Annotated in this window: 23 protein-coding genes, 1 pseudogene and 1 riboswitch; of the genes and pseudogenes, 2 read left to right on the top strand and 22 right to left on the bottom strand. The window is 62.0% G+C overall.

Translation table 11 applies throughout. The features are described 5' to 3' along the window. Positions 1-14: 14 nt before the first annotated feature. From mdoH to cbiE, 13 genes are all read right to left on the bottom strand, one after another. Positions 15-1883, bottom strand: a complete 1869-nt coding sequence (mdoH, locus tag ACR0IM_RS20945; protein ID WP_480683122.1) for a glucans biosynthesis glucosyltransferase MdoH — start codon at positions 1881-1883, stop codon at positions 15-17. Continuing rightward, positions 1880-3379, bottom strand: coding sequence for an OpgD/OpgG family glucan biosynthesis protein (locus ACR0IM_RS20940; RefSeq protein ID WP_480683121.1), 1500 nt, complete (start codon positions 3377-3379; stop codon positions 1880-1882). Before ACR0IM_RS20940 ends, mdoH begins: the two co-directional genes overlap by 4 nt. Continuing rightward, complete coding sequence (locus ACR0IM_RS20935) at positions 3376-4593, bottom strand: OpgC family protein (protein WP_480683120.1); 1218 nt, start codon at positions 4591-4593, stop codon at positions 3376-3378. The genes ACR0IM_RS20940 and ACR0IM_RS20935 overlap by 4 nt, the downstream gene beginning before the upstream one ends. 33 nt (positions 4594-4626) lie before the next feature. Then, entirely contained in the window at positions 4627-5997 is a 1371-nt protein-coding gene (locus tag ACR0IM_RS20930) for a tetratricopeptide repeat protein (RefSeq protein WP_480683119.1), read from the bottom strand. A 180-nt stretch (positions 5998-6177) separates the two neighbouring features. After that, entirely contained in the window at positions 6178-7362 is a 1185-nt protein-coding gene (locus tag ACR0IM_RS20925) for a CaiB/BaiF CoA transferase family protein (RefSeq protein WP_480639974.1), read from the bottom strand. Beyond that, positions 7349-8968, bottom strand: a complete 1620-nt coding sequence (locus ACR0IM_RS20920; protein WP_480683118.1) for a thiamine pyrophosphate-binding protein — start codon at positions 8966-8968, stop codon at positions 7349-7351. Before ACR0IM_RS20920 ends, ACR0IM_RS20925 begins: the two co-directional genes overlap by 14 nt. Positions 8969-9047: 79 nt before the next feature. Further along, positions 9048-9506, bottom strand: coding sequence for a DUF302 domain-containing protein (locus ACR0IM_RS20915; RefSeq protein WP_480595372.1), 459 nt, complete (start codon positions 9504-9506; stop codon positions 9048-9050). Between the two features lie 61 nt (positions 9507-9567). Then, positions 9568-10314, bottom strand: coding sequence for a precorrin-6A synthase (deacetylating) (gene cobF / locus ACR0IM_RS20910; RefSeq protein WP_480683117.1), 747 nt, complete (start codon positions 10312-10314; stop codon positions 9568-9570). Further along, complete coding sequence (cobA, locus tag ACR0IM_RS20905) at positions 10307-11035, bottom strand: uroporphyrinogen-III C-methyltransferase (protein WP_480683116.1); 729 nt, start codon at positions 11033-11035, stop codon at positions 10307-10309. The genes cobF and cobA overlap by 8 nt, the downstream gene beginning before the upstream one ends. Next, entirely contained in the window at positions 11032-12354 is a 1323-nt protein-coding gene (locus tag ACR0IM_RS20900) for a cobyrinic acid a,c-diamide synthase CobB (protein WP_480683115.1), read from the bottom strand. Before ACR0IM_RS20900 ends, cobA begins: the two co-directional genes overlap by 4 nt. Next, on the bottom strand, positions 12341-13135 hold the full coding sequence (cobM, locus tag ACR0IM_RS20895) for a precorrin-4 C(11)-methyltransferase (RefSeq protein WP_480683114.1): 795 nt from the start codon (positions 13133-13135) through the stop codon (positions 12341-12343). Before cobM ends, ACR0IM_RS20900 begins: the two co-directional genes overlap by 14 nt. Then, positions 13132-13500: a cobalamin biosynthesis protein gene (locus ACR0IM_RS20890; protein ID WP_480683113.1), complete on the bottom strand. Its 369-nt coding sequence runs from the start codon at positions 13498-13500 to the stop codon at positions 13132-13134. The genes cobM and ACR0IM_RS20890 overlap by 4 nt, the downstream gene beginning before the upstream one ends. Continuing rightward, complete coding sequence (gene cbiE / locus ACR0IM_RS20885) at positions 13497-14696, bottom strand: precorrin-6y C5,15-methyltransferase (decarboxylating) subunit CbiE (RefSeq protein WP_480639985.1); 1200 nt, start codon at positions 14694-14696, stop codon at positions 13497-13499. Before cbiE ends, ACR0IM_RS20890 begins: the two co-directional genes overlap by 4 nt. On the opposite strand from cbiE, the gene ACR0IM_RS20880 reads away from it, so the two are divergent. After that, positions 14695-15444, top strand: coding sequence for a cobalt-precorrin-6A reductase (locus ACR0IM_RS20880; RefSeq protein ID WP_480639987.1), 750 nt, complete (start codon positions 14695-14697; stop codon positions 15442-15444). The genes cbiE and ACR0IM_RS20880 overlap by 2 nt on opposite strands. Here the strand turns inward: ACR0IM_RS20880 and cobJ are convergent. The 8 genes from cobJ to ACR0IM_RS20840 form a co-directional block, all read right to left on the bottom strand. Beyond that, complete coding sequence (cobJ, locus tag ACR0IM_RS20875) at positions 15417-16169, bottom strand: precorrin-3B C(17)-methyltransferase (protein ID WP_480683112.1); 753 nt, start codon at positions 16167-16169, stop codon at positions 15417-15419. The genes ACR0IM_RS20880 and cobJ overlap by 28 nt on opposite strands. Continuing rightward, positions 16166-16894, bottom strand: a complete 729-nt coding sequence (locus ACR0IM_RS20870) for a precorrin-2 C(20)-methyltransferase (protein ID WP_480595363.1) — start codon at positions 16892-16894, stop codon at positions 16166-16168. The genes cobJ and ACR0IM_RS20870 overlap by 4 nt, the downstream gene beginning before the upstream one ends. Beyond that, positions 16891-17520: a precorrin-8X methylmutase gene (locus ACR0IM_RS20865; RefSeq protein WP_480683111.1), complete on the bottom strand. Its 630-nt coding sequence runs from the start codon at positions 17518-17520 to the stop codon at positions 16891-16893. The genes ACR0IM_RS20870 and ACR0IM_RS20865 overlap by 4 nt, the downstream gene beginning before the upstream one ends. Beyond that, positions 17520-18647 (bottom strand): cobalamin biosynthesis protein CobG, encoded by a 1128-nt coding sequence (locus tag ACR0IM_RS20860; RefSeq protein ID WP_480683110.1) that lies wholly within the window; start codon positions 18645-18647, stop codon positions 17520-17522. Before ACR0IM_RS20860 ends, ACR0IM_RS20865 begins: the two co-directional genes overlap by 1 nt. Continuing rightward, positions 18644-21937 (bottom strand): cobaltochelatase subunit CobN, encoded by a 3294-nt coding sequence (gene cobN, locus ACR0IM_RS20855; protein WP_480683109.1) that lies wholly within the window; start codon positions 21935-21937, stop codon positions 18644-18646. The genes ACR0IM_RS20860 and cobN overlap by 4 nt, the downstream gene beginning before the upstream one ends. A gap of 3 nt (positions 21938-21940) precedes the next feature. After that, positions 21941-22996 (bottom strand): cobalamin biosynthesis protein CobW, encoded by a 1056-nt coding sequence (gene cobW, locus ACR0IM_RS20850; RefSeq protein ID WP_480683108.1) that lies wholly within the window; start codon positions 22994-22996, stop codon positions 21941-21943. After that, positions 22993-23373 carry a DUF1636 family protein gene (locus ACR0IM_RS20845; protein ID WP_480683107.1) on the bottom strand — a complete coding sequence of 127 codons (381 nt, stop codon included), beginning with the start codon at positions 23371-23373 and terminating at the stop codon, positions 22993-22995. The genes cobW and ACR0IM_RS20845 overlap by 4 nt, the downstream gene beginning before the upstream one ends. 94 nt (positions 23374-23467) lie before the next feature. Further along, positions 23468-23676, bottom strand: a riboswitch (cobalamin riboswitch). A 72-nt stretch (positions 23677-23748) separates the two neighbouring features. Beyond that, positions 23749-24633, bottom strand: coding sequence for a LysR substrate-binding domain-containing protein (locus ACR0IM_RS20840; RefSeq protein ID WP_480683106.1), 885 nt, complete (start codon positions 24631-24633; stop codon positions 23749-23751). Positions 24634-24736: 103 nt separating this feature from the next. Between ACR0IM_RS20840 and ACR0IM_RS20835 the strand changes: the two genes are divergently transcribed. Next, the gene (locus ACR0IM_RS20835; protein WP_480640000.1) at positions 24737-25693 is read left to right on the top strand and encodes an NAD(P)-dependent oxidoreductase; all 957 of its coding nucleotides are present in this window, start codon (positions 24737-24739) and stop codon (positions 25691-25693) included. Positions 25694-25889: 196 nt separating this feature from the next. Here the strand turns inward: ACR0IM_RS20835 and ACR0IM_RS20830 are convergent. Then, a pseudogene (locus ACR0IM_RS20830) lies at positions 25890-26058 on the bottom strand (IS3 family transposase); the annotation flags it as partial.

Genomic DNA, 26058 nt, shown 5'->3' with positions numbered 1-26058 from the left:
AAACGCAAAGCACTTTACTCGGCAGGGGTCATGACGCCTTTGCCTTCGATCAGACGCTTCAGTTCGTCCCGGTGACGCCGGGCCGAGCGAGTAATCGCAGGTTCCCGGAAATCCTCTCTCATCCCGACCATACGCCGCGCAGCCCCGGCCGAGACACCACTGAGCGCGGACAGAGGGATTGCCAGCGCAAGGCTGATCGCGATTGGTGCCAACCAGACCGAGACAAGGCCGGACAGGATGCCAACGCTCAGCGCGATGCCGCTGATAGATTCCAGCGTGTGGCACAGGATCAGTGTGCGCAAGCTGTAGGTGCCGCCGTCCCGCGCCTGCGGTGACCAGCCTTTTTGAATGCCCAGTACCGTGCGGAACACAGCGATCATCTGCTGTACCATCAGGATCGGGGCATAGAGTATAGACAGGATCACTTCGGCCAGAAATGACGCCAGAAACTTGGACCCGCCGCCGAACTCTGCATAGCGCACACCGCTCAGGGGCAGGGCCAGAACACCCAGCACTTTTGGGGCCAACAGCATCGCGTACATTACCAGAATGATCAGCACGTGGCGTGTTTCCGACATCTCGGGCCACTGCGGGAACATCGGGTTGTCGGGGCTGAAATAGTGCAGGACCGAGGCATCTTCACCCTGACCAATAAGCGCCCACATAACCAGCAGGGCAAACCACAGCGGCGACATCAGATAGCCGACCGCGCCGTGGAACATGTGGAAGCGGGACACGGCTCGGAACCCGGTCGAGCCCAACAGTTTCAGGTGCTGCAGGTTGCCCTGGCACCAGCGACGATCCCGCAGGGCGTGGTCGATCAGAGTGGGCGGAGTTTCCTCATACGAGCCCCGGATGCGCGGCAGGAACCGCACCCCCCAACCGGCGCGGCGCAACAAACCGGCTTCGACGAAGTCGTGGCTCATGATCAGCTTTTCCTGACCATTATAAGCCCGCAGTTTGGGTAGGCCAGCGCTTGTGGCAAAAGCCCGCGTGCGGATGATGGCATTGTGGCCCCAATAGTTGCCTTCCTGCCCGCACCAGCGGGCCAGACCTTCGGCAAAGGCGATACCGTAGACGCCATTGGCGAACTGTTGCATCCGGGCAAAGACCGACTGTGCGCCGATCAGCTGCGGATAGCTCTGGATCAGGCCCGCACCCGGGTCACGCGCCAGCGAGTCCGTCAGCCGCAGGATGGCGCGCCCGGTCATCAGGCTGTCGGCATCCAGCACTAACATCGCATCCCAATCGGCACCCCAGCGGCTGACCCAATCGGCGATGTTGCCGACCTTGCGGTCGGTGTTTTCTTCACGACGCCGGTAGTAGAGCTCCAGACCGGGGGCGAGGGTGGTGCGCAGCGCTTCGACACTGTCCTGCTCCTGCGCCGCGATCTCGGGATCGCGGGTGTCGGACAGGATGAACATCGCGTAATGGTGCTGCCCCCCCCGCGCGCGCAGATCCTCCAGCATCGTGCGGGCGTTGCCAAGCACGTTCCACGGCACTTCGTTGTAGACGGGCGTCAGAAGCGCCACACGCAGCGGCTGCGGTCGGGTCTCGCGTTTCGGCGGTTCCTGTCGCGACAGGGACACCATGCCCAGCAGCACTGTGCAGACCGTAAAGGAAATCCAAAAAAAGTTGAACGAGATCAGCACCAGCAAGACGCCTTCGATCAGATTGATCCCTTCAGCCCCGAACCAATCGCTCATGACCCACAGCAGGCCCAGCGTGGCCGCCATCGCCGGAGAAAACGCCAACGCGCGCCAGAACCCGGCCGAGGGCCGCTGGCCCCCGGGTACCTGCGCATCCCGGAAGTCCGCGCTGAAATCCTGCGCGGGCATGGCCAAAGGCGCCTCCGGGGGCATGATGTGCAAATCCTGGGTCATGCGGTCCAGCGATAAAGCCAGACCTCAGAGGCCGGCTGTTTGTCTTTCAGCAACTGCGCGCGCAGTTCCACGTGGTTGCGGTCGCCCGGCTGAAACGAAAACGCCAGCCGCAGGCCACCGGTATCGGGGTTGCGTTGCAGCACGCCCTCGGAGGTTGCGGCATGGGGCGAGTCGACAAAGATCGTCATCGCCTCGGGATCGTCGAACAGCTCGCTTTCCTCAAAGTCGATGACGGCCAGACGCCCTTCGCCAAAGGTGTTTTCACCCATCGCAGTATTGATTACGCGCGGCATCGGCGTGCGCTGCGGTTCTTCGCCCCAGACCAGTCGATAGGAAAGATCGACCTGAGTGCCTGCTGCATAGGGTTCCATCGGGCGCCAATAGGCTACGATGTTGTCATATATTTCCTGATCGGCCGGAATTTCGACCAACGTGACAGCACCTTTGCCCCAATCGCCATTGGGTTCGACCCAAAGGCCGGGTCGTTTGTGGTAATTCGCCTCAAGATCTGCATAGTCCGAAAACTCACGCTTGCGCTGCAACAAGCCAAACCCGCGCGGGTTCATGTCGACAAAGGACGAAAACTGCAGGCGCGTGGGGTTGGCCAGCGGGCGCCACAGCACCTCACCGGCTCCGTTGCGGATCAGCAGGCCGTCGCTGTCATGGACAGCAGGGCGGAAATCGTCGAACCGGCTGTGGTTGGTCTGATCGAACAGGAACATCGACGTTCCGGGTGCGATGCCGACATGGGTCAGCTCTTCGCGTGGGAACAGAGTGGCCTCGATATCCATCACGCTATCCGCACCAGCGGTGACGTTGAACCGATAGGCACCGGTCACGCTGGGGCTGTCCATCAGCGCATGGACGACCATGCCGCGCTGACCGGGCTTGGGGCGCTCCAGCCAGAAGCGGATGAATTCGGGGAATTCCTCGCCATCCGGGTCACCGGTTTTCAACGCCAGACCGCGGGCCGACAGGCCATAGACCTCGTGCAGTCCAATCGCGCGGAAATAGCTGGCACCCTGCCAGACGCAGAACTCGTCGGTCTTGCCGGGGCGGTGCATTTCAGTGCGCAGGCGCAGGCCGGAAAAACCCAGCGTCTCGTCGATCGGCAGTTCCGGCACGTCCTCGGACTTGTCGAACATGCTCAGATCAAAGGCGACAGGCGCGGCCATCCCGTTTTCGACCGTCATCACCTTCACCGTGCGCGGGAAATACAGGCCGGGGGTGAAGAAATCGACGTTGAAGGGCGTTTCGGTCTCAAACCAAAGCGCACGGTCCAGACGGAACCGGATCGAGCGGTATTGCTGGTATGTCAGGTTCTGCCATTCCTGCGGCACCATCTCGCGTTCGGCGTAAGGCTGGCTGGCCAGTTCCCGGGCCATGGCGATTACGTCGTTGCGATCGAACGGAGTCTCACCTCCTGTGGCAAAGGTGGCCGGCGCAAACGCAAGCGCCGAAGTCGAGGCCAGAAATGCGCGACGCGTAAAATTCATGTCTTTGTTTTCCAAGGTTGAGACTTGAACCAAGCGGCGATGTAAGCCACACCGATGATCAAAGCAAAGCCTATTGTGTTAGCGACGAACACACTGGCAACATCCCGCCCACTCAGGTCCAGTCCGACGCCGATAAGTCGTGCTGCTGCCATGGAAAATACGAACACTGCCAGCGATTGTTGCCCGACCTTGGTGATCACGGTCAGCAGAAATTGCCAGACTTTGGCAGCGGCTCCGTGCCCGGTGGCGATCAGGCGGTGGCCGTGCTCGCCTGCGATGACCCAGCCCAGATAGGCCAGCGACAGGAAGTGCAGGTACCGGAACAGGCCAAAGTCTGTCTTGTCGCGTAACTCCTTGGTGACCGGCCAGACCTTACGGATTTCGTCAGCCAGATCGGGGACTGCAGCATTGATCCAGCTAAACACTTTCCACGAGCCAAATGGCATCGAGAAGATCAGAAAGAGCGCCGCCGCCCAGATCAGGGTCTTGGACACCGGCGGTGCGGGAATCCAGCCGCGCATGAAGGCAAAGCCGGTGAAGAACAACAACTGCCAACCGAAGGGGTTGAAGAACCACTGACGGTCCGACCACGGCTCGGCCGGCAGGTCTAAAACGTCGGTCTGGGCAACCAGCCACAGCGTGACCGAGGCCAAGGCAACCGCCCAGAACCCGATCCGAGACAGGCCCATGACCAGCGGCATCATCGCCAGAACCACCAGATACATCGGCAGGATGTCGAAATAGTTCGGCACATAGGTCAGGGTGAACATCCCGACGATCTGCGGCGCCGGGTCGTTGAAGAAATGCTGCAGGTTCAGCGACGAGATATAATTCTTCTCGAACAGCCCGCTCTGATCCAGCGCTGCCATGGTCATGGCGACAAAGAAGAACAGCGCGATATGCGCCCAGTAAACCTGCCAGATGCGGAAGGCGACGCGGGCGGTGCCCATCCACCAGCCTTTGCGCAGGAACGCCCCGCCGAAAGCAATGGCCGAAGCCATGCCCGAACAGAACACGAAAATTTCAGTCGCGTCCGAGAACCCAAACCGGGCTGGAATCCAGTTGGCCCATGGGTCATTGGGGATATGCGCGATCAGGATGATGAACATCGCTATGCCGCGATAGAAATCCAGCCGCGGGTCGCGCGTGCGCGCAGGGGCAGCCGTCGAGGCCACCACAGGCGCAAAATCAGAAGCGGGCGAAGCTGTCGCCATACGTATTCTGTCCTTCTTGGTTTTTTTGTTTTGTTATTCAGCCGGGACGCTTTGTGCGTCTCCGTTGTCGCGCGCCGCGTCAATCAATGCGCGGCGCGCCAGTGCATAATTATCCTCGCCTCCGGCGCGTTTGGCGCGGCGATCGTCCAGAATGTGCTCGACAGCATCCAGACGGCCCGCGCGCAGGCCAGAATCAATTGTGATGCGCTCGAATACATCACGTTGGGCGTGACTTCCACCTGCCAGTTGCATACCATTTCGGGCACTCGATAAAAAGTCGAATGCCGCACCGTAGAGACCATCGCCGAAGGCTTCGAGCCCCTTAGCGGCTGCAATGCCCGGATCGGACATGCGGATCGGAGTATCCCCCTGATTGCGCTGCGCGTCCTTCTGGATGCGTTGCAACATCTTGTTGGTCGCGTCGGTACGTTTGTCGCCGGTCAGCGCCAGAAGATAGTGCAAATCGGCAAAGATCAGGCAGCCATCTTCGGTCCGGGCAGCGCTCAGGTCGGCCAGCTCTTCCCAGCGGTTGCCGACATCGATACCCTCTAGTTCCATCCGCGACAGCAACGATGTTGCGTTGGAAATATCGCGGTAATCGTCGGTTTTGTCCTGACGGATATAGTTGTCATACAACTCCATCACCTGATCAACCTGACCCAGATCCAGATGCATCAGCGCCTTGTGCCACCAGACGTGATAGCGGAAGTTGTTGCAGTGGGTCCAGGCGTCCTCGCGCCCGGCAAGCCAATCCAGACCCAGCTGCGCGTTGCCGGTCATCTCATGCACGTGGGCCACCGCGTGCAGGCCCCAGGCGTCGTCGGATACCATCCACAGCGCCTGACGTCCCGCGATCTCGGCCTTCTCATAGGCGCCCGTTTCTTCCAGCGCGAAGGAATGACAGCCCAGCAGATATCCACGTCCGGCATGGTCAGGTTCATAGGCAGGCAATACCCGTTCAATCGAACGGCGCATTCCGGCCGAATCGCCCAGAACAAACCGCGTTGCGTGGCTGAGCTTCATCGCCAGCGTATCCTGAGCATCGGCGCGCAGAATCTCTTCGAACTTCTTTACGGCCTGAGAGGGCAGGTCGGCCAGATACAGACCCAGCGCCTCGATATACAACCGCTCGCGCGTGGAGACTGGCTGTCGTTCCACCGCCGCATTCGCAGCTGCCAGAGCCTCAACCGCGACCGCCGTCATCTCACGCCGACCCAGCAAAACCATGAACAGACCTTTGATCGCGTGACCCAAGGCAAAGTCGGGCTCAAGTTCAAGCACTTTGCCCAGATGTAGCGGGGTGCTGGCCGAATGCGCCATGAAACCAAGCAGAACACCATTCCACGCCTCGACGCTTGCGGGCTGGCTCAGGGTGTTCATCTGTCCGAAAACATCTTGTTTCATGCGTGTGATCCGATCCAATTGTAAATTTCTACATATTCGATGTAGCAGAGACTTCGGCGGCGTCGTATCAGTATCGCTGCTGCTCTCGAATTGGTGAAATGCCGTGTGTGGAAAACGTGAAAAAAACCGCCGATTCAACGGCATGTTTCAGCAACATGCCGCCGAAATGGGCACTGTGTTTCAATCTTCGAATGGATTTTTGGCGTTCAGTACGGCCTGAGTGTCAGCCCCAAACACGGGCGGAGCACTGCGATATGTTACAGGCGTTCGGGACAGTTTCAGCGGGTTCCCGATCAATTTCACCTCGCCCGGGGCGGCCTGCATGGCGATCTGCATCTCCCGCGCAGCGACCTGTTTTGTGGCGAATACCTGATCCAGCGTCTGCACCGGGCCAACGGGCACTTTGCGCGTTTCAAGCTCGGCAATGACGGTGGCGGTGTCGTGGCTCTGCACCGCCGGGCGCAGCACCGAATTCAGGGCGTCACGGTTTTCCAGCCGCGCCGGATTGGTGGCAAAGCGCGGGTCTTCCGCCAGTTCCGGGTGGTCGATGAACTCGCAAAAGCGACGGAACTGGCCATCGTTCCCGACCGCCAGAATGACGTGACCATCCGCGGTTTCATAGACGTCGTATGGCACGATATTGGGATGCCCATTGCCGCGCCGTTGTGGCACATCACCCGAAGTCAGATAGTTCACGCCCTCATTGATCAGCCAGGAAACCTGTGTATCGACCAGTGCTAAGTCTACCTGCTGGCCTTCACCGGTCTGATCGCGGTGGCGCAGCGCAGCCAGAATACCGACAGTTGCGTACATTCCGCACATCACGTCGGAGATGCCCACGCCCACCTTCATCGGCGCGCCTTCGGGGTCACCGGTCAGCGACATGATCCCGCCATAGCCTTGCGCCATCAGGTCATAGCCGGGTTTGGATGCGTTCGGCCCGGTCTGGCCGTAGCCCGAGATCGAACAATAGACGAGGCTGGGAAACTCTTCCGACAGGCACGCGTAGTCCAGCCCGTATTTTGCAAGCCCGCCGGGTTTGAAATTCTCGATCAGGATATCCGCGTGCGAGGCCAGCCGTTTGATCTGTGCCTGACCCTCAGCTGTGGTGATGTCGATCGCAACGGACTTTTTGTTGCGGTTGGTCGACATGAAATAGGCGCTCAGGTCCGAGCGGTTGCCGTCTGCATCCTCAACGTACGGAGGACCCCATTGCCGCGTGTCGTCACCACCTGTTGCCGGGTTTTCGATCTTGATGACGCTGGCGCCCAGATCGCCCAGCAGTTGCGTGCAGGTCGGCCCGGCCAGAATGCGGGAAAGATCCAGTACTTTAACGCCCTTCAGCGGTCCCTCAGATACGGCCATCATACCCTCCACGGTCAATCTCGGCGGCGATCACGGTGAATGCGTCGGCCTTGACGGCCGCGTTTAACGCTGCGCGCAGTTCTTCCCGATTGCTGACGGTATGGCCGTTGCCACCAAAGGCCCGGCCCATGGCGGCAAAATCGTGGCGGTCGAAATCGACGCCCATGTTGCCCATCTGCCGCTGCCGCTGTTTCAATTCGATCAGCGCAAGGCTGGCATCGACGAAGACCAGAAAGATCGGGTTGCCGCCCATTTCGGCGGCGGTCGACAGCTCTCCGGCTACCATCAGGAATCCGGCGTCGCCCGAGAAGCTGATCACCGGACGGTCCGGTTCGGCCAGTTTCAGGCCAATGGCCATCGGCACGGCGCAGCCCATGGTGCACAGAGCCGAGGACTGGATCAGCCCGCGTTCTTCGTGGCAGTCCCACATCTGGCTCAGCAGAATGCGATGCGCGCCACTGTCAGCGGTCGCCAGCGTCTCGGCAGGCAGAACGGCGCGGGTTTCGGCGATCACCGCCGCTGGGCCCCAATCGTCATCGGTTGGGAAGGCCTGCGCCAGCGCGGCCTTGACCAGCGCGGGCTCACCACCCGACCATGTCGCGCGGGCAGGGTTGCCTTTTGCGATGGCCTCCAGCGTGGCACCGGTATGGGCCACCAGATTCAGTCCCGCCTGATGCATATAGTGATCATTGACCACGGCAGAGATGTCGATGACCCGCTTTTCCTCGGGGTCCCAGATTTCGCGCCAGCCGGGGCGCATTTCGATGGGGTCATAGCCAAGACACAGCACCAGATCGGACTGTTCAACCAGCGGCACCAGTTGTTTGTCGGCCAGCGGTGACAGGCCCGCGCCGCCGAGGCAGAGAGGATGGTCCTCGGGGATCACACCCTTGGCCTTGTAGGTAGTCACGAAGGGAATACTGAAATGCTCCAGAAACGCCTGTACCACGTTGCGTGAGGCGTCATAGAGCACGTCCAGGCCGACGATGGCGATGGGCCGCTCAGCGTCGGCGACCCAGCGGCGGGCCTTTTCGACGCAATTCCCCTCGGGCGCGACGGCGGCGGGTTTGGTGAGGCGACGGCGCTTCACCCCGGATACGCGCGTATCCGCGACCGAGATCGGCACGTCGATATGAACCGGGCCGGGGCGTGGTTGGTTAGCCAATGACACGGCCTTGTCAGCCACGATGTCCGCGCCTTGCGCGGTCAGGGTGAATGTCCCCTTGGTGATAGAACGGTAGACCTGCGCATGATCCATGACCTGATGCGTATAGGTCAGCGCCTCATCCGCATCGACACAGCCGGTCAGAACGATCATCGGCACCCGGTCCTGCAGCGCGTTGGCTACCACGTTGATCCCGTTCATCGCGCCGGGGCCGAGGGTGGCCACCAGAATCGCAGGCGCGCCGTCGCGGTGATGCACGGCCTCAGCCATGAACCCGGCGGCGTTTTCATGCTTGGCCAGGTGAAAAGTGATCCCCGCCTGCTCCAGCGCATCCACCAGCGTCAGAACTTCTCCACCGGGCATACCAAAGGCGTGGCGGCACCCGGCCTCGAAAAGACGTTGGGCCAATAGGTCCGCTGCGCGGGGGGATAGGTCCTGCATCAGGAAAGCTCCGAAAAACGTGTTTCACAGGAGATTGCGGAGGACGCGCCCGGACGCAAGCAGGTTCACGTCAGTGTGACTATTTGACTGCGGCTCCCGCCACTGCCTGAAACTTTGTATCAAGCTCGGCGGCAATGTCGCTCAGGGGCTCGCCCCCCTCATAGACATAGGGCGCAAACACAAAGCTGGGCGTTTTGTAGGATAGGGTGGCGGTACCATCCTCGTTTTCGGTGACGTAGAACCGGATTGGGGCCTCGATCATCGCCTGGACCGAGGTCTCCAGAACACGTACAGCGTAGTCGTTGTTGAAGGCCCCGATCACCAGATTGCCGGGAATGACGATGCCGCGCGCGGCCGCGGCTTTGGTCGGTCCGGCCTGAGTGACCACGATCAGCCCGTTTTCTTTCACCGCAGCCTTTGTGTCGGCCACGAGTTCCTCATAACTCTTGTCAGTCGGGTAAACCGCCCAGCCGGATAGGGGTTCTTCGGCCCAGGCAGGCATGACCAGACAGCAAAGCGAAGCCCAAAGAGCGCGCATTCGTGATACCTCCAGCACCATGATTGGCTCTATTGATGACAGAGAACACGGGGCGGCGCACTCACAATCCCGTGCGTTCTTGCAGCAGATAGATATCCATGATCCAGCCATGATCAGCCCGTGCGCGAGCGCGGGTTTCCAGAATCTGTTGCGCCACGTCGGCTAAAGGCCCCTTGATAAGCAGTTCCTCTTTCATACCCACATAGGCGCCCCACCAGATGTCATAGTCCTGCATCTCAAGGCTTTGGAACGAGCATTCGCCGTCCAGCATAACCGCTACTTTCGAGGCATTTACAGGCCAACCTTCGTCCCGGATGCGCCGGCCCGTGGTAACAATATACGGCGCACCAAGGTCGTTGATCGGAATCGCATGGGCGGCCGTCAACGCTTGCAGCGCCGTAATGCCCGGTATCACTCGCGTCTCCGGCTGTGGGTCCAGCCGTGAAGCGATCCGCAGCGAACTGTCATAGAGCGACGGGTCGCCCCAGATCAGCAAGGCCACGTGCTGCGCCTCTGGGTGCACTGAGATCGCCTCATGCCAGCGCAGGGCAATCGCGTCATGCCATTCGTCCACGCCGCGCAGGTAGCCGTCGTCCGAGCGACGTTTGGGGATGTCGAAATAGGCGATCTGAAGTGGCGAGTCAGTCACGGCCGCGATGATATCTTCGCGCAACCCGGCCAGATCGGCCTTGTCATCACCCTTGCGAGGGATCAGGATGAGGTCTGCATCGCGGATGGCCTGCGCGCCCTGAAAGGTCACGTGATCCGGGTTGCCGGTGCCGATGCCAATCAGGGTCAGGTCATACATCGTCAAGCTCTGCCAGCGGCCCATAAAGGATCAGCGCCGGGGCGGTGCCGATCTCGTTTGCCAGTTGTTCCGACAGCGCGCCGATGGTCGCCCGCTGCAATTTCTGGTCTGGTGTCGAGACCGACTCGGCCATCAAGGCAGGTGTGTCCAGCGGCAGTCCGTGATCGTGGAGTGTTTTGACCAGCAAGGGAAAGGTCCGCTTGCCCATGAACACCACGGTTGTCGCATCCGGATCGGCCAGCGCGGGCAGGTTCAGGTCTTCGGGCAGTTGGCCGCTGACGTCATGGCCGGTGACGAATTGCACCCGACGGGCGGTCAGACGCCGCGTCAGCGGAATACCGGCTGCCGCCGCAGCAGCCACGGCCGAGGGAATGCCGGGGATGATCTCGTATTCAATTCCGGCTTCCCGCAGGGCGACCAGTTCTTCCTCGAGCCGTCCGAACAACCCGCCATCGCCTGATTTCAACCGCACCACGCGGGCACCGGTCTTGGCATAATCCACCAGCAGGCGACTGACATGATCCTGCTTTGGCGAGGGCCGCCCGGCGCGTTTGCCAACACCAACCAAATCAGCGTCCTCGTGCGCATGGCTCAGAATCGGACCGCTGCTCAGGTCGTCAAACAGCACCGCGTTGGCCTTCTGCATCCGGTCGACCGCTTTCAGCGTCAGAAGTTCCGGGTCGCCGGGGCCGGATCCGATAAAGGAAACGAAGCCGTTCATGCCGTGGCCTCCGCAATCAGGTGAAAGAATGTGCCGGTGACGTTGCCGCGGACCGAACCGGTCTGCGGACCCTCGGCCCCCTCAGCATCAAAGACCCGTGCCAGCGGCGCATCCGGTTGCTGGACAATCGACGAGTAATGGAACTCATGCCCACGCAGAGCCGCTCCGGACGTAAAGCCGGGCATCGGTGCCAAAAGTTCCGCCTTGCGATAACCAAGGTTGAACTTGCGCTTCTCATACGAGGTCACCAGTCCCAGCAGACCGGCCATCTGGTGTTGAACACCTTCCTTGTCGATCAGTGCCTGACCCAGCGCCATGTACCCGCCGCATTCCCCGTGGACGGGCTTGGTTTCGGCGTGCTTGCGCAGCCCGGTCAGGAAGGTCTCCGCCGCGGCCAGCGTCCCGGCGTGCAATTCGGGGTATCCACCGGGCAGCCAGACCAGATCAGCATCCTGTGCAGGGGCCTCATTCGCCAACGGCGAAAACGGCAGAATCTCGGCCCCTGCCGCGCGCCAGCCTTCCAGCAAATGCGGATAGGTAAAGGAAAACGCGGAATCCCGGGCCAGCGCGATTCGTTGCGCCGGAGGACGCGGCAGCGCGGCTGACGATGGCTCCATTGGGCCTGAGGAAGCCGCCGCCTTGATCGCCTCCAGATCCACATGTTCGCGCAGAAACGCTGCATAACCGGCAATCGCACTTTCCAGATCGGGATGCTCGACCGCCTGGATCAGGCCCAGATGCCGTTCGGGCAGGGTCAGGTCTCCGCGACGGGGCAATACGCCCAGAACCGGCAGACCTGCGCGCTCCATTCCCAAGCGCGTCAGCCGCTCGTGCCGAGGGCTGGCGCAGCGGTTTAGGATCACGCCCGCAAACGGCAGATCCGGGTTATACATCCGAAACCCCAGCGCGGTGGCGGCTGCCGATTGCGCCTGACCGCCAACGTCCAGCACCAGCACCACAGGCCAGCCCATTCGCAATGCGGTCTCGGCGCTGGACCCGTGGCCCAGCTCTCCGGGCTTGGCGACGCCGTCGAACAGACCCATCGAGCCTTCGGCGACCACGATATCAGCCCCTTCGGCCTGCGCCGAAATGGCGCCTAGCAGCGGGTCCCCCATCGCCCAACTGTCGAGGTTGAACGAGGCCCGCCCCGCTGCCGCGTGGTGGAAGGCCGGGTCGATGTAATCCGGTCCGCTCTTGAACGGCTGAACAGCCAGCCCGTCCTCGGCCAGCGCTCGCAACAGGCCCAGCATGACGGTGGTTTTGCCCGTGCCCGAAGACGGCGCGGAAATCAGAAGACCCGGAGGGTTAGTCATCACCATGGCTCCAGCTCGACCACAGGCTGTCGGCGCTCTGTGGGCGGTAGCGGCGATCGTAATCCTTTGAATACAGGCAGCTTTCGTCGAATCCTTTACCGGCCAGCGCGGGGCCAACCATGATCAGGGCGGTGCGCGAAATGCTCTCGTCCAGCGACTCTTTCAACGTGGCCAGAGTAGCACGGATGATCCGCTCATCCGGCCAGCTGGCGCGGTACACGACAGCGACCGGGCAATCCGCGCCATAGGCCGGGGTCAGGTCGGCGATCACCTTGTCCAGATTGCCGATCGACAGGTGAATGGCCAGCGTCGCCCCGGTACGGGCGAAGTTTTCCAGCGTCTCGCCCTCGGGCATTGAAGACGCACGGCCCGGGGTGCGGGTCAGAACCACCGATTGCGCCAGCCCGGGCAGGGTCAACTCGGTTCCCAGCGAGGCCGCGGCAGCCGCGAATGACGGCACGCCCGGCGTTACGCTGACCGGGATGCCCATCTCTTTCAGGCGGCGGATTTGTTCTCCCATTGCCGACCAGACCGACAGGTCGCCGGAATGCAGTCGCGCCACATCCTGTCCGGCTTTATGGGCCGCCTCGATCTCGGCCATGATCTGATCCAGGTCCATCGGCGCGGTGTTGATTATCTTTGCCCCCTCGGGGCAGTGGTCCAGGATTTCCTCGGGCACCAGTGATCCGGCATAAAGGCACACTGGGCACGAGGCGATGATATCGCGCCCACGCAGTGTCAGCAGGTCGGCAGCGCCCGGTCCCGCGCCGATGAAATGAACGGTCATGTTTGTCCTCCGATGGCGACGGCGCAGGTGGCAAGCCGGTCGTCCGAAATTTGTCTGGGTGAGGTCAGCCGCGCACCGGGGCCGGCGGCAGCAAGGGCGGATGCTTCGGCCACGCTGCCAGTGCCATAGCTGGCGCGGCTGCGGTTCGAGCAGGTGAAGGTGCGCTGTCCGGCCAGATCGGCGGGCGCGATGAAATACAGCGGCAGGCCTGTGGATGCCGCGAATTCCGTCAGCGCGGCGTGGCTTTCTTTGTCGATGACTGTGGCGAGTGCTTCGACCTGCCAATCGACGCTGGCCCGGTCGAAGGCTGCGCGCAGGCTGTCCAAAGTGGCCGCCGAAGAAAACCCCAAACCCGCTACAATCATAGGGTGACGCTCCACTGCACCACCGGGTAAGCGGATTTCCAGCCGCGCCGGGGGCCAAGGGCCGAGGCCTGCGCCATCTCGACCCGCAACAGTTCACCGCCCAGTTTCTCGTGCCATTGCGCCAGCAACGCCTCGCTTTCCAGTGTCACCGCATTGGCGACCAGCCGGGTACCCGCGGGGAGGGCATCATGTATCCACTGCAACAATTCGGCGCTCAACCCGCCGCCGATGAAGACGACATCGGGCAGGGTAAGCTTGATCAAGGCATCCGGTGCGGTACCGTGCACCACATTCAGGCGATCCTGTCCCAGTGCATCGGCATTGCGCCGGATACGTTCTGCGCGATCTGCGCGGGGTTCGATCGTGGTGGCTGTCAGAGTCGGGTCGCACATCAGCCATTCAATGCTGATCGAACCGGTGCCGCCGCCGATATCCCACAGATGCTCGTCCCGCTGCGGTGCCAGTGCCGACAGCGTCAGCGCGCGGACCGGGCGTTTGGTGATCTGGCCATCTGTTTCGAAAATCTCATCGGGTTTGCCCGAGGCCTTCGGGAAAGCGCGCCCTGCGCCCGCGACCTCAAGCCCGACGCAGACAGGGTGGTCAAAGCTACCGAGCAGAGCCTCGGTCAGCGACACGGTCCGCGCGCGTTCGCGGGGACCGCCGAGAGCCTCCATCACGTGCAGGGCGCTGTCTGCAAATCCGGTCTCGGTCAGATAGGTTGCCAGCTCCGCAACTGCGGCGCCGTTGCGTAGCAACAGGATGGCGCGCAGGCCGGAGGACAGATGCGGCCGAAGCCGGGTCAGCGGGGCCGCGTGCAGGCCAAAGGTCAGCGTGCTTTCCAACGGCCAGCCCAGTCGTGCAGCTGCCAGAGAAAAGGTTGATTGGCCGGGTAGAGCTGCCCATTCCCCGGCCTCGAAATTACGCGCGATGACCGAGCCTGCGCCGAACCAGAACGGATCTCCAGAGGCCAGAACAACGGTTGGCCGCCCCCGGAATTTGGTCAGGATCGGCAGACCATCTGCGAACGGTACAGGCCATTCGATCCGTTGCGCCGAGGTTTCGGGAACCAGCGACAGATGGCGTGGCGGGCCCATGATGATTTCGGCGCGTTCCAGCACTTGACGACTTGCGGGCGGCAGGCCATCCAGTCCATCTTCGCCCAAGCCCAGAACGGTCAGCCACGGAGTTTCATGCATGACACATCTCCTGATTCTTGGTGGCACGACCGAGGCCAACACACTTGCCAAGTCTGTGGCTGAACAGGGGCTTCCGGCCACCTATTCCTACGCTGGGCGCGTTGAAAAACCGCGCCCGCAACCTTTGCCGGTGCGTGTAGGCGGATTTGGCGGCTCCGACGGTCTGGCAAGCTATCTGCGGAACAACACGGTCACCCATGTGATCGACGCCACGCATCCCTTTGCCGCACAGATGAGCGCCAACGCTGTCGCGGCGTGTCATGAGACCGGAGTGCCTCTGGCCGCGCTGACCCGCCCGGCATGGGAAGCGCAGGAAGGCGACCGGTGGCACCACGTCGCGGATATCAACGACGCGGTCGCAGCGCTGTCCGGCAAGCCGCAGCACATTTTTCTGGCCGTCGGTCGGATGCATCTTGAGGATTTCGCCGCCCAGCCCCACCACCACTATCTGCTGCGGTTGGTTGATGAACCGGACGAGCGGCCTCTGCCGAACTGCAACGTAGTTGTCGCGCGCGGGCCGTTCACAGTTGAGGATGATCGGGCGCTGATGCAGCAGCATGGCATAGAGTTGGTAGTGTCCAAGAACGCGGGCGGCACCGGCGCGCGTGCCAAACTGGACGCCGCGCGGGCGCTGGGCGTGCCGGTGCTGATGATCGATCGTCCGGCCTTGCCGCTGCGGACCGAATTGTCGAATGTCGCTCAGGTTCTGGACTGGCTGGTTCATTCCGGTGTGAACCTCGGGGTATAGACGATCGGGGCGCCGTTCCGTTCTATCACACGCGTCAGCGAGGAGCCGACAATGACCACCGTCTGCATGTCGGCCATATCCGGCGTCGCCTCGGCAAGGGTCGAAACCCGGATGGTTTCGTCGGTGCGGGATACGGCGCGGGCGAACAGGATAAGACGCTCGGGCTCGCATTCCTCGCGTAGAATTTCGAGCGTCTTCACAAAGCCTTCGGGGCGGGATTTCGAGCGCGGATTGTAGAACGCCATCGCAAAATCCCCTTGCGCGGCAAGGCGCAGGCGCTTCTCGATCAGGGACCACGGTTTCAGGTTGTCGCTAAGGTTAATAGTGCAGAAATCATGCCCCAACGGAGCGCCAGCACGGGCGGAGGCCGCCAGCATCGCGGTGATCCCGGGCAGAACGTCGATGGGGATGTCGCGCCATTCGGCGGGACCGTTCTCCAACGCTTCGAACACCGCGGCCGCCATCGCAAACACGCCGGGATCGCCCGAGGAGACGACGACCACGCGTTTTCCCTCGGCAGCCATCTGCAGCGCGTGCTGCGAGCGGTCAATCTCGACCCGATTGTCGCTGGCGTGCAGCGTCAGGCCGGGCCGCTCGGCCACGCGTGCGACGTAGGGGATATAGCCAACGATATCTGTGGCCTCGGCCAGCGCGGTTGACACTTCGGGTGTCACCAAATCTTCGTTACCCGGCCCAAGGCCCGCGATCTTGACCCATCCGCTCATGGCCGCCGCCCCTGACCATGCACGATGATGATCGAGAAATAGGGGGTGACCTTGTCACAGGCCTCAGACAGTTTCGTCACCGTCTGGTTCGGCATCTGGGCAAATTCCACGATCCACGCGCGATCATATAGACCAGCCGTCTTCAGCGCTCGTTTCACTTTGTCGATATTGCGCCCGATCTTCATCACGACCAGAGCGTCTGTCTGCGCCATGCGCTGCGCCAGATCTTCCTCGGGCAGGGTGCCGACCAGTATGGTCAGTACGTCGTCGCCCCAGGTGATCGGGTCGCCGGTCGCTGTCCATGCGCCGGACATGCCGGTGATAGCAGGCACGACTTCGACATCAGCCTCGTCTCGCAAGCGGCTGTAAAGATGCATGAAAGAGCCGTAGAAGAACGGATCACCCTCGCAAAGAACCACGACTTCCTCACCCTGATCTGACAGGGATTTCAGATGCGCGGCGCAGTTTTTGTAAAAGGCCGAAAGCAGTTCGTTATAGCGTGGGTCGGTCACGGGGATTTCCGTGGTGACCGGGTATTCCATCGGGAATTCTACCGCACCTTCGGGAATCATGCCGTTGACAATCTTGCGCGCCTGACCGCTGCGGCCCGGTTTGCGAAAAAAGGCGACGTGGCGGGCATTGCGCAGCAGGCGGTCGGCCCGGACACTCATCAAATCCGGGTCACCGGGGCCAAGGCCCACACCGTATATCTTACCCGCGCTCATTCGGCGCGGCTCGCGATGGCGTTGACGGCGGCCACGGTGATGGCGCTGCCGCCCAGTCGGCCTTTGACCATGCAGGACGGCACGGGTTGCGCCTCCCACAGGGCGTCTTTGGACTCAACCGCGCCGACAAAGCCCACAGGGCAGCCGATGATGGCGGCGGGGCGTGGGCATTCGGGGTCTTCCAGCATGTTCAGCAAATGGAAAAGTGCGGTGGGCGCGTTACCAATGGCGACCAGAGCACCCTCCAGATGCGGGCGCCACAACTCCAGAGCGGCGGCGGAGCGGGTGTTGCTCATCTCGGCGGCCAATGGGCGTACACGCTCGTCATGCAGCGTGCAGATCACCTCGTTATCGGCGGGCAGGCGAAAGCGGGTCACCCCTTCGCTGACCATGCGCGCGTCACACAGTATAGGCGCGCCGTTTTCCAATGCGATGCGAGCGGTCGAGACAAAACCCGGCGAGAAATGTACGAACTCTTCCAGCCCGACCATCCCGGCGGCGTGGATCATGCGAACGGCGACCTGCTCTTCGTCGGCGTCGAAACGGGCCAAGTCGGCCTCGGACCGGATGGTGGCGAAACTTTCCTTATAGATCGCCGCGCCGTTGGTTTCGTATTCATATGGCATCAGGTGAAGTCCATGGTCTTGAGTGTTTCGGGGCTCAGCCCGCGCTGGCTGGGCTCATCCCCCGCGCGGCCCTGTTTGACAAGATCAAATCGTCCATTGTCACCGACTAAAGTGATATCTGCGGTTCCCATGCGAGCGCAGCCTTTGGCACAGCCCGAGACGTGCAGGCTGCCCGAGACGCGCGGAGCGAGCGCGCGAGCAATGTCGCGTGTTTCCGCTTGCGCCTGCGGGCAGAACGGCGCGCCGGGGCAGGCGTCGGTGGTCATCAGCGGGTCGGTACCATCGGTGACAAAGGCGGAAGCGGGTATCGCCGCCCCGCCTTCAAGCAGGATCAGCCGCCACGGGGTGACCCGCAGAGCCGACGCGCCGGTGTCTTCGATCAGGCCGAACAGACGCCGTGCTGGCAGTTGCCCGAAGGCCGCACCATAAAGTGCACCGAGTTCGCAGGCACCGGGTCGCAATGGCGCGCCGATGGCAGCTGGTGCGCTACCGTGCCAGTCCTGCGGCAAGCCCAGCGCCGCAACCACCCGCGCCATGCGGCGTGTTTCGGGCGTGAAATTCTTAGCGAACCAATCGGCCAGAGCGATCGACTGGTCGATGGCTTCAGATTCCGCCACGCGGCACCCGGTTTCACAGCCGTCGGCGCGCAGGATCAGGCCCTCGGCACCGGTTTCAATTCGGATATCCGCCGAATCCCCAGCCAGCAGACGCTCGGGGCCAGTGTCGATGGCAAAGCCGAATTTCGCGGGCAGGGCAGGCAGTTCCGCCAGCCGGTTGATCAGTTCTTGGGTCAGTCGCGCGGTCAGATCACTTGTGTCATACAAGGGTGACACGAGGATATTGCGACGTACTTCGATGCCAGGTTCGGAATCCAGCAGGTCCAGCGCTGCAAGCTCCGCAAGCAGCGGCTGATGGTCGGGCTCTTTCACCCCTCGCAGCTGCAGATTGGCGCGGTTGGTCAGGTCAATGGTGCCATTGCCGAACCGTTCCGCCAGTTCGCATAGCCCAAGCGCCTGCGCGGCGCTCAACCGGGCCAGCCGGGGTCGTACCCGTACAACCAGCCCGTCACCGGACATCATCGGGCGATGGGCGCCGGGACACCAGCCTTGGACGATTGGCGCGCTCATTCCAGGCCCTCCAGGTTGGCCCGGATAGAATTCCGGCGCGTGTTCCAAAGCCCTGCCTCCAGCAGCGCAAGGAACCTGTCTTTCATGGCCTGATGTGCCTGCGGGTTGGCCTCTTGCAGGAAGGCATCGACCTCGGCATTGCCCAGCGTGGAATCGTGGTAGAGTTCGAACAGATGCGGCGCGACTGTGTTGGACAGATGCGCGAACGATGCCATGTGATCCAGCGTTGCCGCGATCTCGGCCGCGCCCCGGAACCCGTGACGTTGCATTCCCGAAATCCAGCCAGGATTGGCGGCACGGGCGTGGACGACGCGGCTGATTTCTTCGGGCAGGGTCCGCGCGCGCGGGTTTTCCGGGTTGGTATTGTCCAGATGGTAGAGCTGCGCAGTGCCGCCGGTGATTTTCTTGGCGGCGGCAAACCCGGCCTCATGCGTGGCATAGTCATTGGCCAATAGCAGGTCGGTTTCCGTCAGGTCCTGCAGGTGCACGAAACTGTCGGCGCTGGCGACACGTTTTGTAATGCCGTCTTTGTCCGGCGCTATATGCTCACCTTCCAGCGCGAAGGAACTGGCCTCCAGCCACGCTTCGCCCGCCTGTATTCGGGCCTCATCCGTATAGGTCTCGGACAGGTGCGTCATGTTCAGGCCATAGCTGCCGGGGGCCGGGCCATAGACGCGAGCGGCGGGTTCCTGACCGGCATAGGGGTTCCAGTCCGACGCTTCATCGCGTTCTGACAGCGCCCTTACCGCCTGACCGAACAGTGCCGAGAGCGTCGGGAACACATCGCGGAACAAACCCGAGACGCGCAAGGTCACGTCTAGACGCGGGCGGCTCAGGTCGGTGATCGGCAGCACCTCGATGCCCGAGACCCGCTCGGACCCCTTGTCCCAGACCGGTTTCACGCCCAGCAGGTGCAGCGCCATGGCGAATTCCTCACCCGCCGTGCGCATGGTGGCCGAGCCCCATAGATCGACGATCAGGCCCTTGGGGTAATCGCCTTCCTCCTGCAGGTGTCGCCGGACCAGTTCTTCGGCCAGTTTCACACCTTGGGCATAGGCGGCGCGGGTCGGCACCGAGCGCGGGTCGGTGGTATAGAGGTTCCGCCCGGTGGGCAGCACGTCCGACCGCCCCCGATAGGGAGAGCCCGACGGCCCGGCCTCGATCCGTTTGCCGGCCAGCGCGTCAATCAGAGCGTTGCGCTCTGCGTGGGCCGAGGGCGCGGGGTCGAAATTGCCGGTCACCTCGGGCACACGGCCAAAGATGTGCAGACCGTCACCGAATTGGCTTTCCTTGATATCGCAGACAAAGCGGTCGATGCGGGTGATTGCCTCGGCGGTGCAGGTGGCCTGATCGAGGCCGAGGTCGTTTTCCAGCCCAATGGCCTGTGCTTCGTTGCGGATGTCTTCCTGCAGCCGGTCGCGGCGCTTGGGATCGAGGCCATCGGCGTTCGAGAACTCATCCAGCAGCGATTCCAGTCGCACCATCCGATCCGGCGTGCCGCTTTCCTTCATCGGAGGCGGGATATGGCCCAGCGTGACGGCCCCGATTCGGCGCTTGGCCTGCGCGGCCTCGCCGGGGTCGTTGACAATGAAGGGGTAAATCACCGGCAGATCGCGGATCAGCGCCTCGGGCCAGCAATCGGCGGACAAGGCGACCGATTTGCCCGGAAGCCATTCCAGTGTCCCATGCGCACCGATATGGATCAGAGCATCCGCGCCCAATCCTTTGCGGAGCCAGAGATAGAAGGCCACATAGCCGTGGCGCGGAGTGCGTGACAGGTCGTGATAATCGTCATCGCGCAACTCGGGCGTGCCGCGCTCCGGTTGCAGCGCAATCAGTGCCTTGCCACGGCGCAGGGCGGTAAAGTGGAACGCGCCATCCGCGAAGGCCGGGTCGCCCTCAGGGGCGGCCCACACTGTTTGCAGGTCCGCACGCAGTTGTTCCGGCAGGTCGGTCAACGCGGCGCGATAGTCTTCCAGTGACCAAGAAATGCGGGCGTCCAGCAGGGTTTGGGCAATCGGTTCCGCGGGCGCGGTGTCATAACCTTCGCCCTGAAGATCAGACAGCATTGCTTCGGCCGAGGCCAGCGCGTCGAGGCCCACCGCGTGGGCCATCTGCCAGTTCTTGCCGGGGTAGGTGGACAGCACCAGTGCGGGAACCTGATCCGCCTTGGGCTTGTCGTGCAGGTTCAACCAGCCGGTGACGCGGTCGACAATGGCTTCGATCCGCTCAGGCTCGGCGCGATGGGCGAAACGGGAATATTCCAGATGCGGATCGCGCTTGCCGGGTTCCTTGAACGAGGCAATGCCTGCCGAAATCCGTCCGTCCACCTCGGGCAGTACCACATGCATGGCAAGGTCGGCAGGCGACAGGCCCCGTTCCGCTTCGGCCCACGCATTGCGGCGCGAGGTGGCGAGGGCGACCTGAAACACCGGCACGTTTGCCGCGTCCAAGGGCGAAGTGCCCGATGCGCCTTTGCCCGAGAAAGAGGTGGCGTTGATGATCGCTGAGGGCTCCGATACAACGACCTGTTCACGCAGCCATTCAGCGGCGGCTGGCGCTTTCAACGAAGGAGCGAACAGGCCAATCGCATCCAGTCCCCGGTCCCGTAGGCTGCGGATCAGGGCGGCGACCGGAGCAGTGTCGGCCGATGTCAGATAGGCGCGGTAGAAGGTGACAAGGATACGTCTCGCATCGCTTGTGAACGCCTTGTCCACCGGGATCACGCCGCGGTCCGGGCACCAGACACCGCAGTCGGGTAAGGTCTTTGCGCCCATCACCGGGCCGGCATAGAGACCTGCCGCCAGCGCCATCTGCGCCAGTGCAGCCTGTGCTGCAACCTCGCCGCCAGTGTCACACAGATGCGCCAAGCGGCGCAGGGTCGAGACCGGTAGGGTGGAGTAATCATCCAGCCGCGTGTCCTCACGCCCATCCGCAGGCAGAACGGCCAGCGCGATGCCTTTGGCCTGCGCCAGCGCCAGAACCTGCTGCAAGCCGTAAGACCAATAAGGAACACCGCCGATCAAGCGGATCAGGATGCCCTTTGCACCCTCCAGAGTCTGTTCAACATATGTGTCGACAGACAGAGGGTGTTTCAGCGCCGTCAGGTTGGCCAGCCGCATCGTCGGCATCCGCCCCTCGGGACCGCCACCACGATGCCAGCCCGCCGCGAAAGCACCAAGGTCGCTGTCGGAAAAGGACAGCACAACCAGATCCGCCGGGCTTTGGCCCAGATCGGTCGGGGGCTCGGTTTCTTCTAACCCGTGGCTTTCGCGGAAGACGACGTGCATGGCTTACTCGGCGGCCTCGGTCACGCCCACGAGGATATCGCGGATCGCGGCCTCTTTGATGTCGTCATGCTCGGCAATCACCACCAGACGCGAGCGACGATCCTCGCCGGGTTCCCAGGGGCGGTCGTACTGGTGACGTACACGGGCACCGACGGCCTGAACCAATAGACGCATCGGCTTGCCCTGAACGGCGGCATAGCCTTTGACCCGCAGGATGTTCAACTCATTGGCCAGACGTTCGATATTGGCGACCAGTTGGGCCGGATCGGTCTGTTCCGGCAACTCGACGATGATGCTTTCGAAATCGTCATGCTCATGGTCGTGATGACCGTCGTGGTGCGATGGGCGGGCGTCCATGTCGTCCTCGGCTGCTGCTTCCAAACCCAGCACAACGCGGACATCCACTACACCTTCGGCCACTTCGACGACGGGCAGGGAGCGCGGCGCCTCGGCGGCGATGATCTCTTTTGCCTTGGCCACACCTTCGGGACCCGCCAGATCAGGCTTGGTCAGCAGGATGATATCGGCACACGAAATCTGGTCCTCGAACACTTCGGACAGGGGCGTTTCGTGATCGATCGAGTCATCGGCCAGGCGCTGGGCATCAACGGCTTCGACATTAGGGGCAAAACGACCGGCGGCGACGGCCTCGGCATCGGCCAGAGCGATCACGCCATCCACGGTGATCTTCGAGCGGATATCAGGCCAGTCGAACGCCTTCAGCAGCGGCTTGGGCAGGGCCAAGCCCGAGGTTTCGATCAGGATGTGATCGGGGCGCGGTTCCAGCGCCATCAGGGCCTCGATAGTGGGAATGAAATCATCGGCTACGGTGCAGCAGATGCAGCCGTTGGCCAGTTCCATGATGTTTTCCGCTGGGCAATCCGGGATGGCGCAGGATTTCAGTATATCGCCATCTACGCCCACATCGCCAAACTCGTTGACCACAACGGCAAGACGCTTGCCCTGCGGGTTCTGCATCAGGTGTTTGACCAGCGTAGTCTTGCCCGAGCCCAGAAAGCCGGTGATCACAGTGACGGGGAGTTTTTCGAGATTGCTCATTTCAGGGCTCCAATCGGGGGAATGCGGGCCGCACAGTTTTTGCGGAAATGTTCGGGGCGTTCGCGCCATTTGACCAGGCCGTCCTCGGTCGCGAGGTACTTGGTGGCACCTTCGACAATGGTTGCGACATGGTCGTTTTCGTTGAGGTGTTCATAGACAAAGGTCCAACGATCCGGCCCGCCGCGCAGCACGATGGAACAACCTTCATCACAGTTCGACAGGCATTCCACGGCTTTCAGCGTGATGCCCTCGGGCAGTTCCGCTTGTTCCAGCGCTTTATGAAGCAGGGAGCCGGGCCGTTGCGCGTCGTCCTCGACGGGCAGGCCACGGCGGCACGTGGTACAGACCAGCAGCTCAACAGGTGCGGTCTCGGTCATGTCTCTCATCCCCCCAAATCCTCCTTGCGGGGGACGGGGTTTCATGCGGGCCACGTGTTGCGACATGGACCCGACACCGGAACACCCCGCCCGGTTTCATCTTCGCGTGCTGGCAGGTCTCCCGGCTTGCGGATGTCAGAGGCGGGCCTCTGTCGGATGTCCCGCCTTCCCGGCCAATTCGGCCAGTGGCTATGGGCACCCTCTCCGGTCACGGTCGCGGGGGCGGCTGCGTTTGACGGATGGCCGTTGACGCATTCCCTTTTCATCCATCCTGGGATGGACACCAACGCAAGCGACATGCGGCACGGGCAGGGGCCTTGTCAAGCGCGAGACAGGGGTAGAAACCCCATAGAACAGAAAAGCGACCAGCTTGTGTCAATCCGCGGCATCCGCCACCAGCCGGTCCTGCAACCACGCGCAAAACAAACCCGCCGCTGCCGTGGATTGCGCGGCCCGTTGAGCGCTGACCAGATAATGCGACTGGGCAAAGGGAATCGCCGGACCCGCAATCGCAATCGGTGCGCCTTGCCGAATTGCGTTTTTTGCGAACCGTTCAAGGATCGTGGCATATCCTGCACCGGCCATCACTAGTTGCAGCGCTGCCACCGTGGTGTCCACAGAATGCCGAGGCGGCTGGTCGGGCGGCGCTATGCCGTTGGCCTGAAGATACCGCGCCCAGTTGTCCTCGTATCCAAGGATGTGAATCAGTGGCCCGTTCGGCAGGGAGATCAGCTTCGCTGAGTCGTCCCCAGCCCGACAGACCGGGACTAGCTTTTCGTCGGTGAGTTTTTGGGATCGCACCCCCGGCCAGTCGCCATAACCCAGCCGGATTTCCACATCCACATCGCCGGGCGTCCCGCTGTCGTTCCAGATGTGCGAGACAAGTCGGACCGGAATACCCGGATGCTGCGCGGAGAAGTCAGGCAGCTCGGCAGCCAACCAATAGGTCGCGGTCGAAATTGCTGCCCGGATCGTCAGGGTCTGGCGCGAGGCCGGGCCAAACAGACTGTTGGTCGACAGCGCAATGTCGGCCAAAGCGCGCCGAACCGTCAGCGAATAGGACTGCCCCAGCTCGGTCAGTTCCAGCCGCCGTGCATTTCGTGTGAACAGCTTTTGACCCAACTCGGCCTCAAGGGACCGAATGTGCAGTGAAACGGCTGTTTGCGTCAGGCCAAGTTCACGCGCGGTTGTGGTGAAATTCAGATGGCGCGCAGCGGATTCGAAGCTGCGCAGCCAAACGGGATTTGGAAGGCGATCCATTTACCACCAAAAATTTTTATCTATATCGCGTGTTATTATTCATTTTCGTTTCCGGCAGGCAATAGGGATACTCGGCACAAACGGCGACCTTCGGGAGGGTGAAATGAAAGTCGGATTCATCGGTTTGGGTAATGTCGGCGGCAAGCTGTCCGGCTCACTGCTGCGCAACGGAATTGACTTGACGGTCCATGACCTCACCCCCGATCTGGTGGCCGAATACGTGGCCAAAGGCGCCAAAGCTGCCGAAAGCCCGGCGCAGATGATGCGGGATTGTGATGCAGTCATCACTTGTCTGCCGTCCCCGGCCGCCTCGGACACCGTGATGAAAGAGATGCTGCCCGAGGTCGCTCCGGGCAAAATCTGGATGGAGATGTCGACCACCGATGAGACTGAGGTTATGCGTCTCGGCGCGATGGTGGTCGAACGCGGAGGCGCCGCGGTCGATTGCCCGGTGTCCGGCGGGTGCCACCGGGCGGCGACCGGCAACATTTCGATCTTCGCAGGGTGCGACCGCGAAACATTCGAGCGGATTTTGCCGTTTCTAACCACGATGGGACGGCGAGTTCTGCACACCGGAGAATTAGGTTCGGCCTCGGTCCTGAAGGTGCTGACGAATTATCTGGCCACCGCCAACCTGATCACCTGTGCCGAGGCGCTGGTGACCGCCAAGGCTGCCGGGATGGACCTCAACACCACCTATGAGGCGATCAAGATTTCCTCCGGTACATCCTTCGTGCATGAAACCGAAAGCCAGGTCATCCTGAACGGATCGCGCGATATCTCCTTCACGATGGACCTTGTCAAAAAGGATATCGGGTTGTTCCAGGACGTGGCCGACCGGGCCGGAGTGCCGCTAGAAATCAACCCGGTGATGATCCGCATCTTCGACGATGGCATCGCCCGTTTTGGCGAACGAGAACTGTCTCCGAACATTATCAGGCGGTTAGAGGAGGCCACTGGCCTAGACATCACAGCACCCGGCTTTCCGCCCGAGATGCTGGATGACGAACCGGAAGAACCGGGCTACGAAGTCATCCCGCAGGGCCGAAGGGCGGAATGACGCACTACGCGGCGCAATACGGCCAGTTGTCAACGTAGAGCAGTTTAGGCGAGTACCTGTTTTGAAATCGAACCTTTCAGAGAAAAAATAGATAAAAAACAAGCACCTAAACGGGTTTTTCTGTCTTTGGAGCCAAGGAACGTTGCGGGATTTTGGACAGCTCACTTAGCAACCCAGGTTTTCTCGTGCTGCTGTGGATATACGATCCGTCATTTAGGTGAGCCTGCGAACGCCGACCTTTCCTCGGTTGTTTCATTGCACTTTCAGCCCCTCTCGGCAGCGCAGCGATCCTTCGACAGCCATATCGGCCGTATTGACGGGCCAGCTCGATCAGGGCGGCCACCGGTCGGTCTTCGCCTGCGCGA

The organism is Ruegeria sp. BF6 (assembly GCF_056538665.1).
Note: the sequence above shows the minus strand (reverse complement) of the source record. Positions and strands in the feature narration are given on the sequence as shown.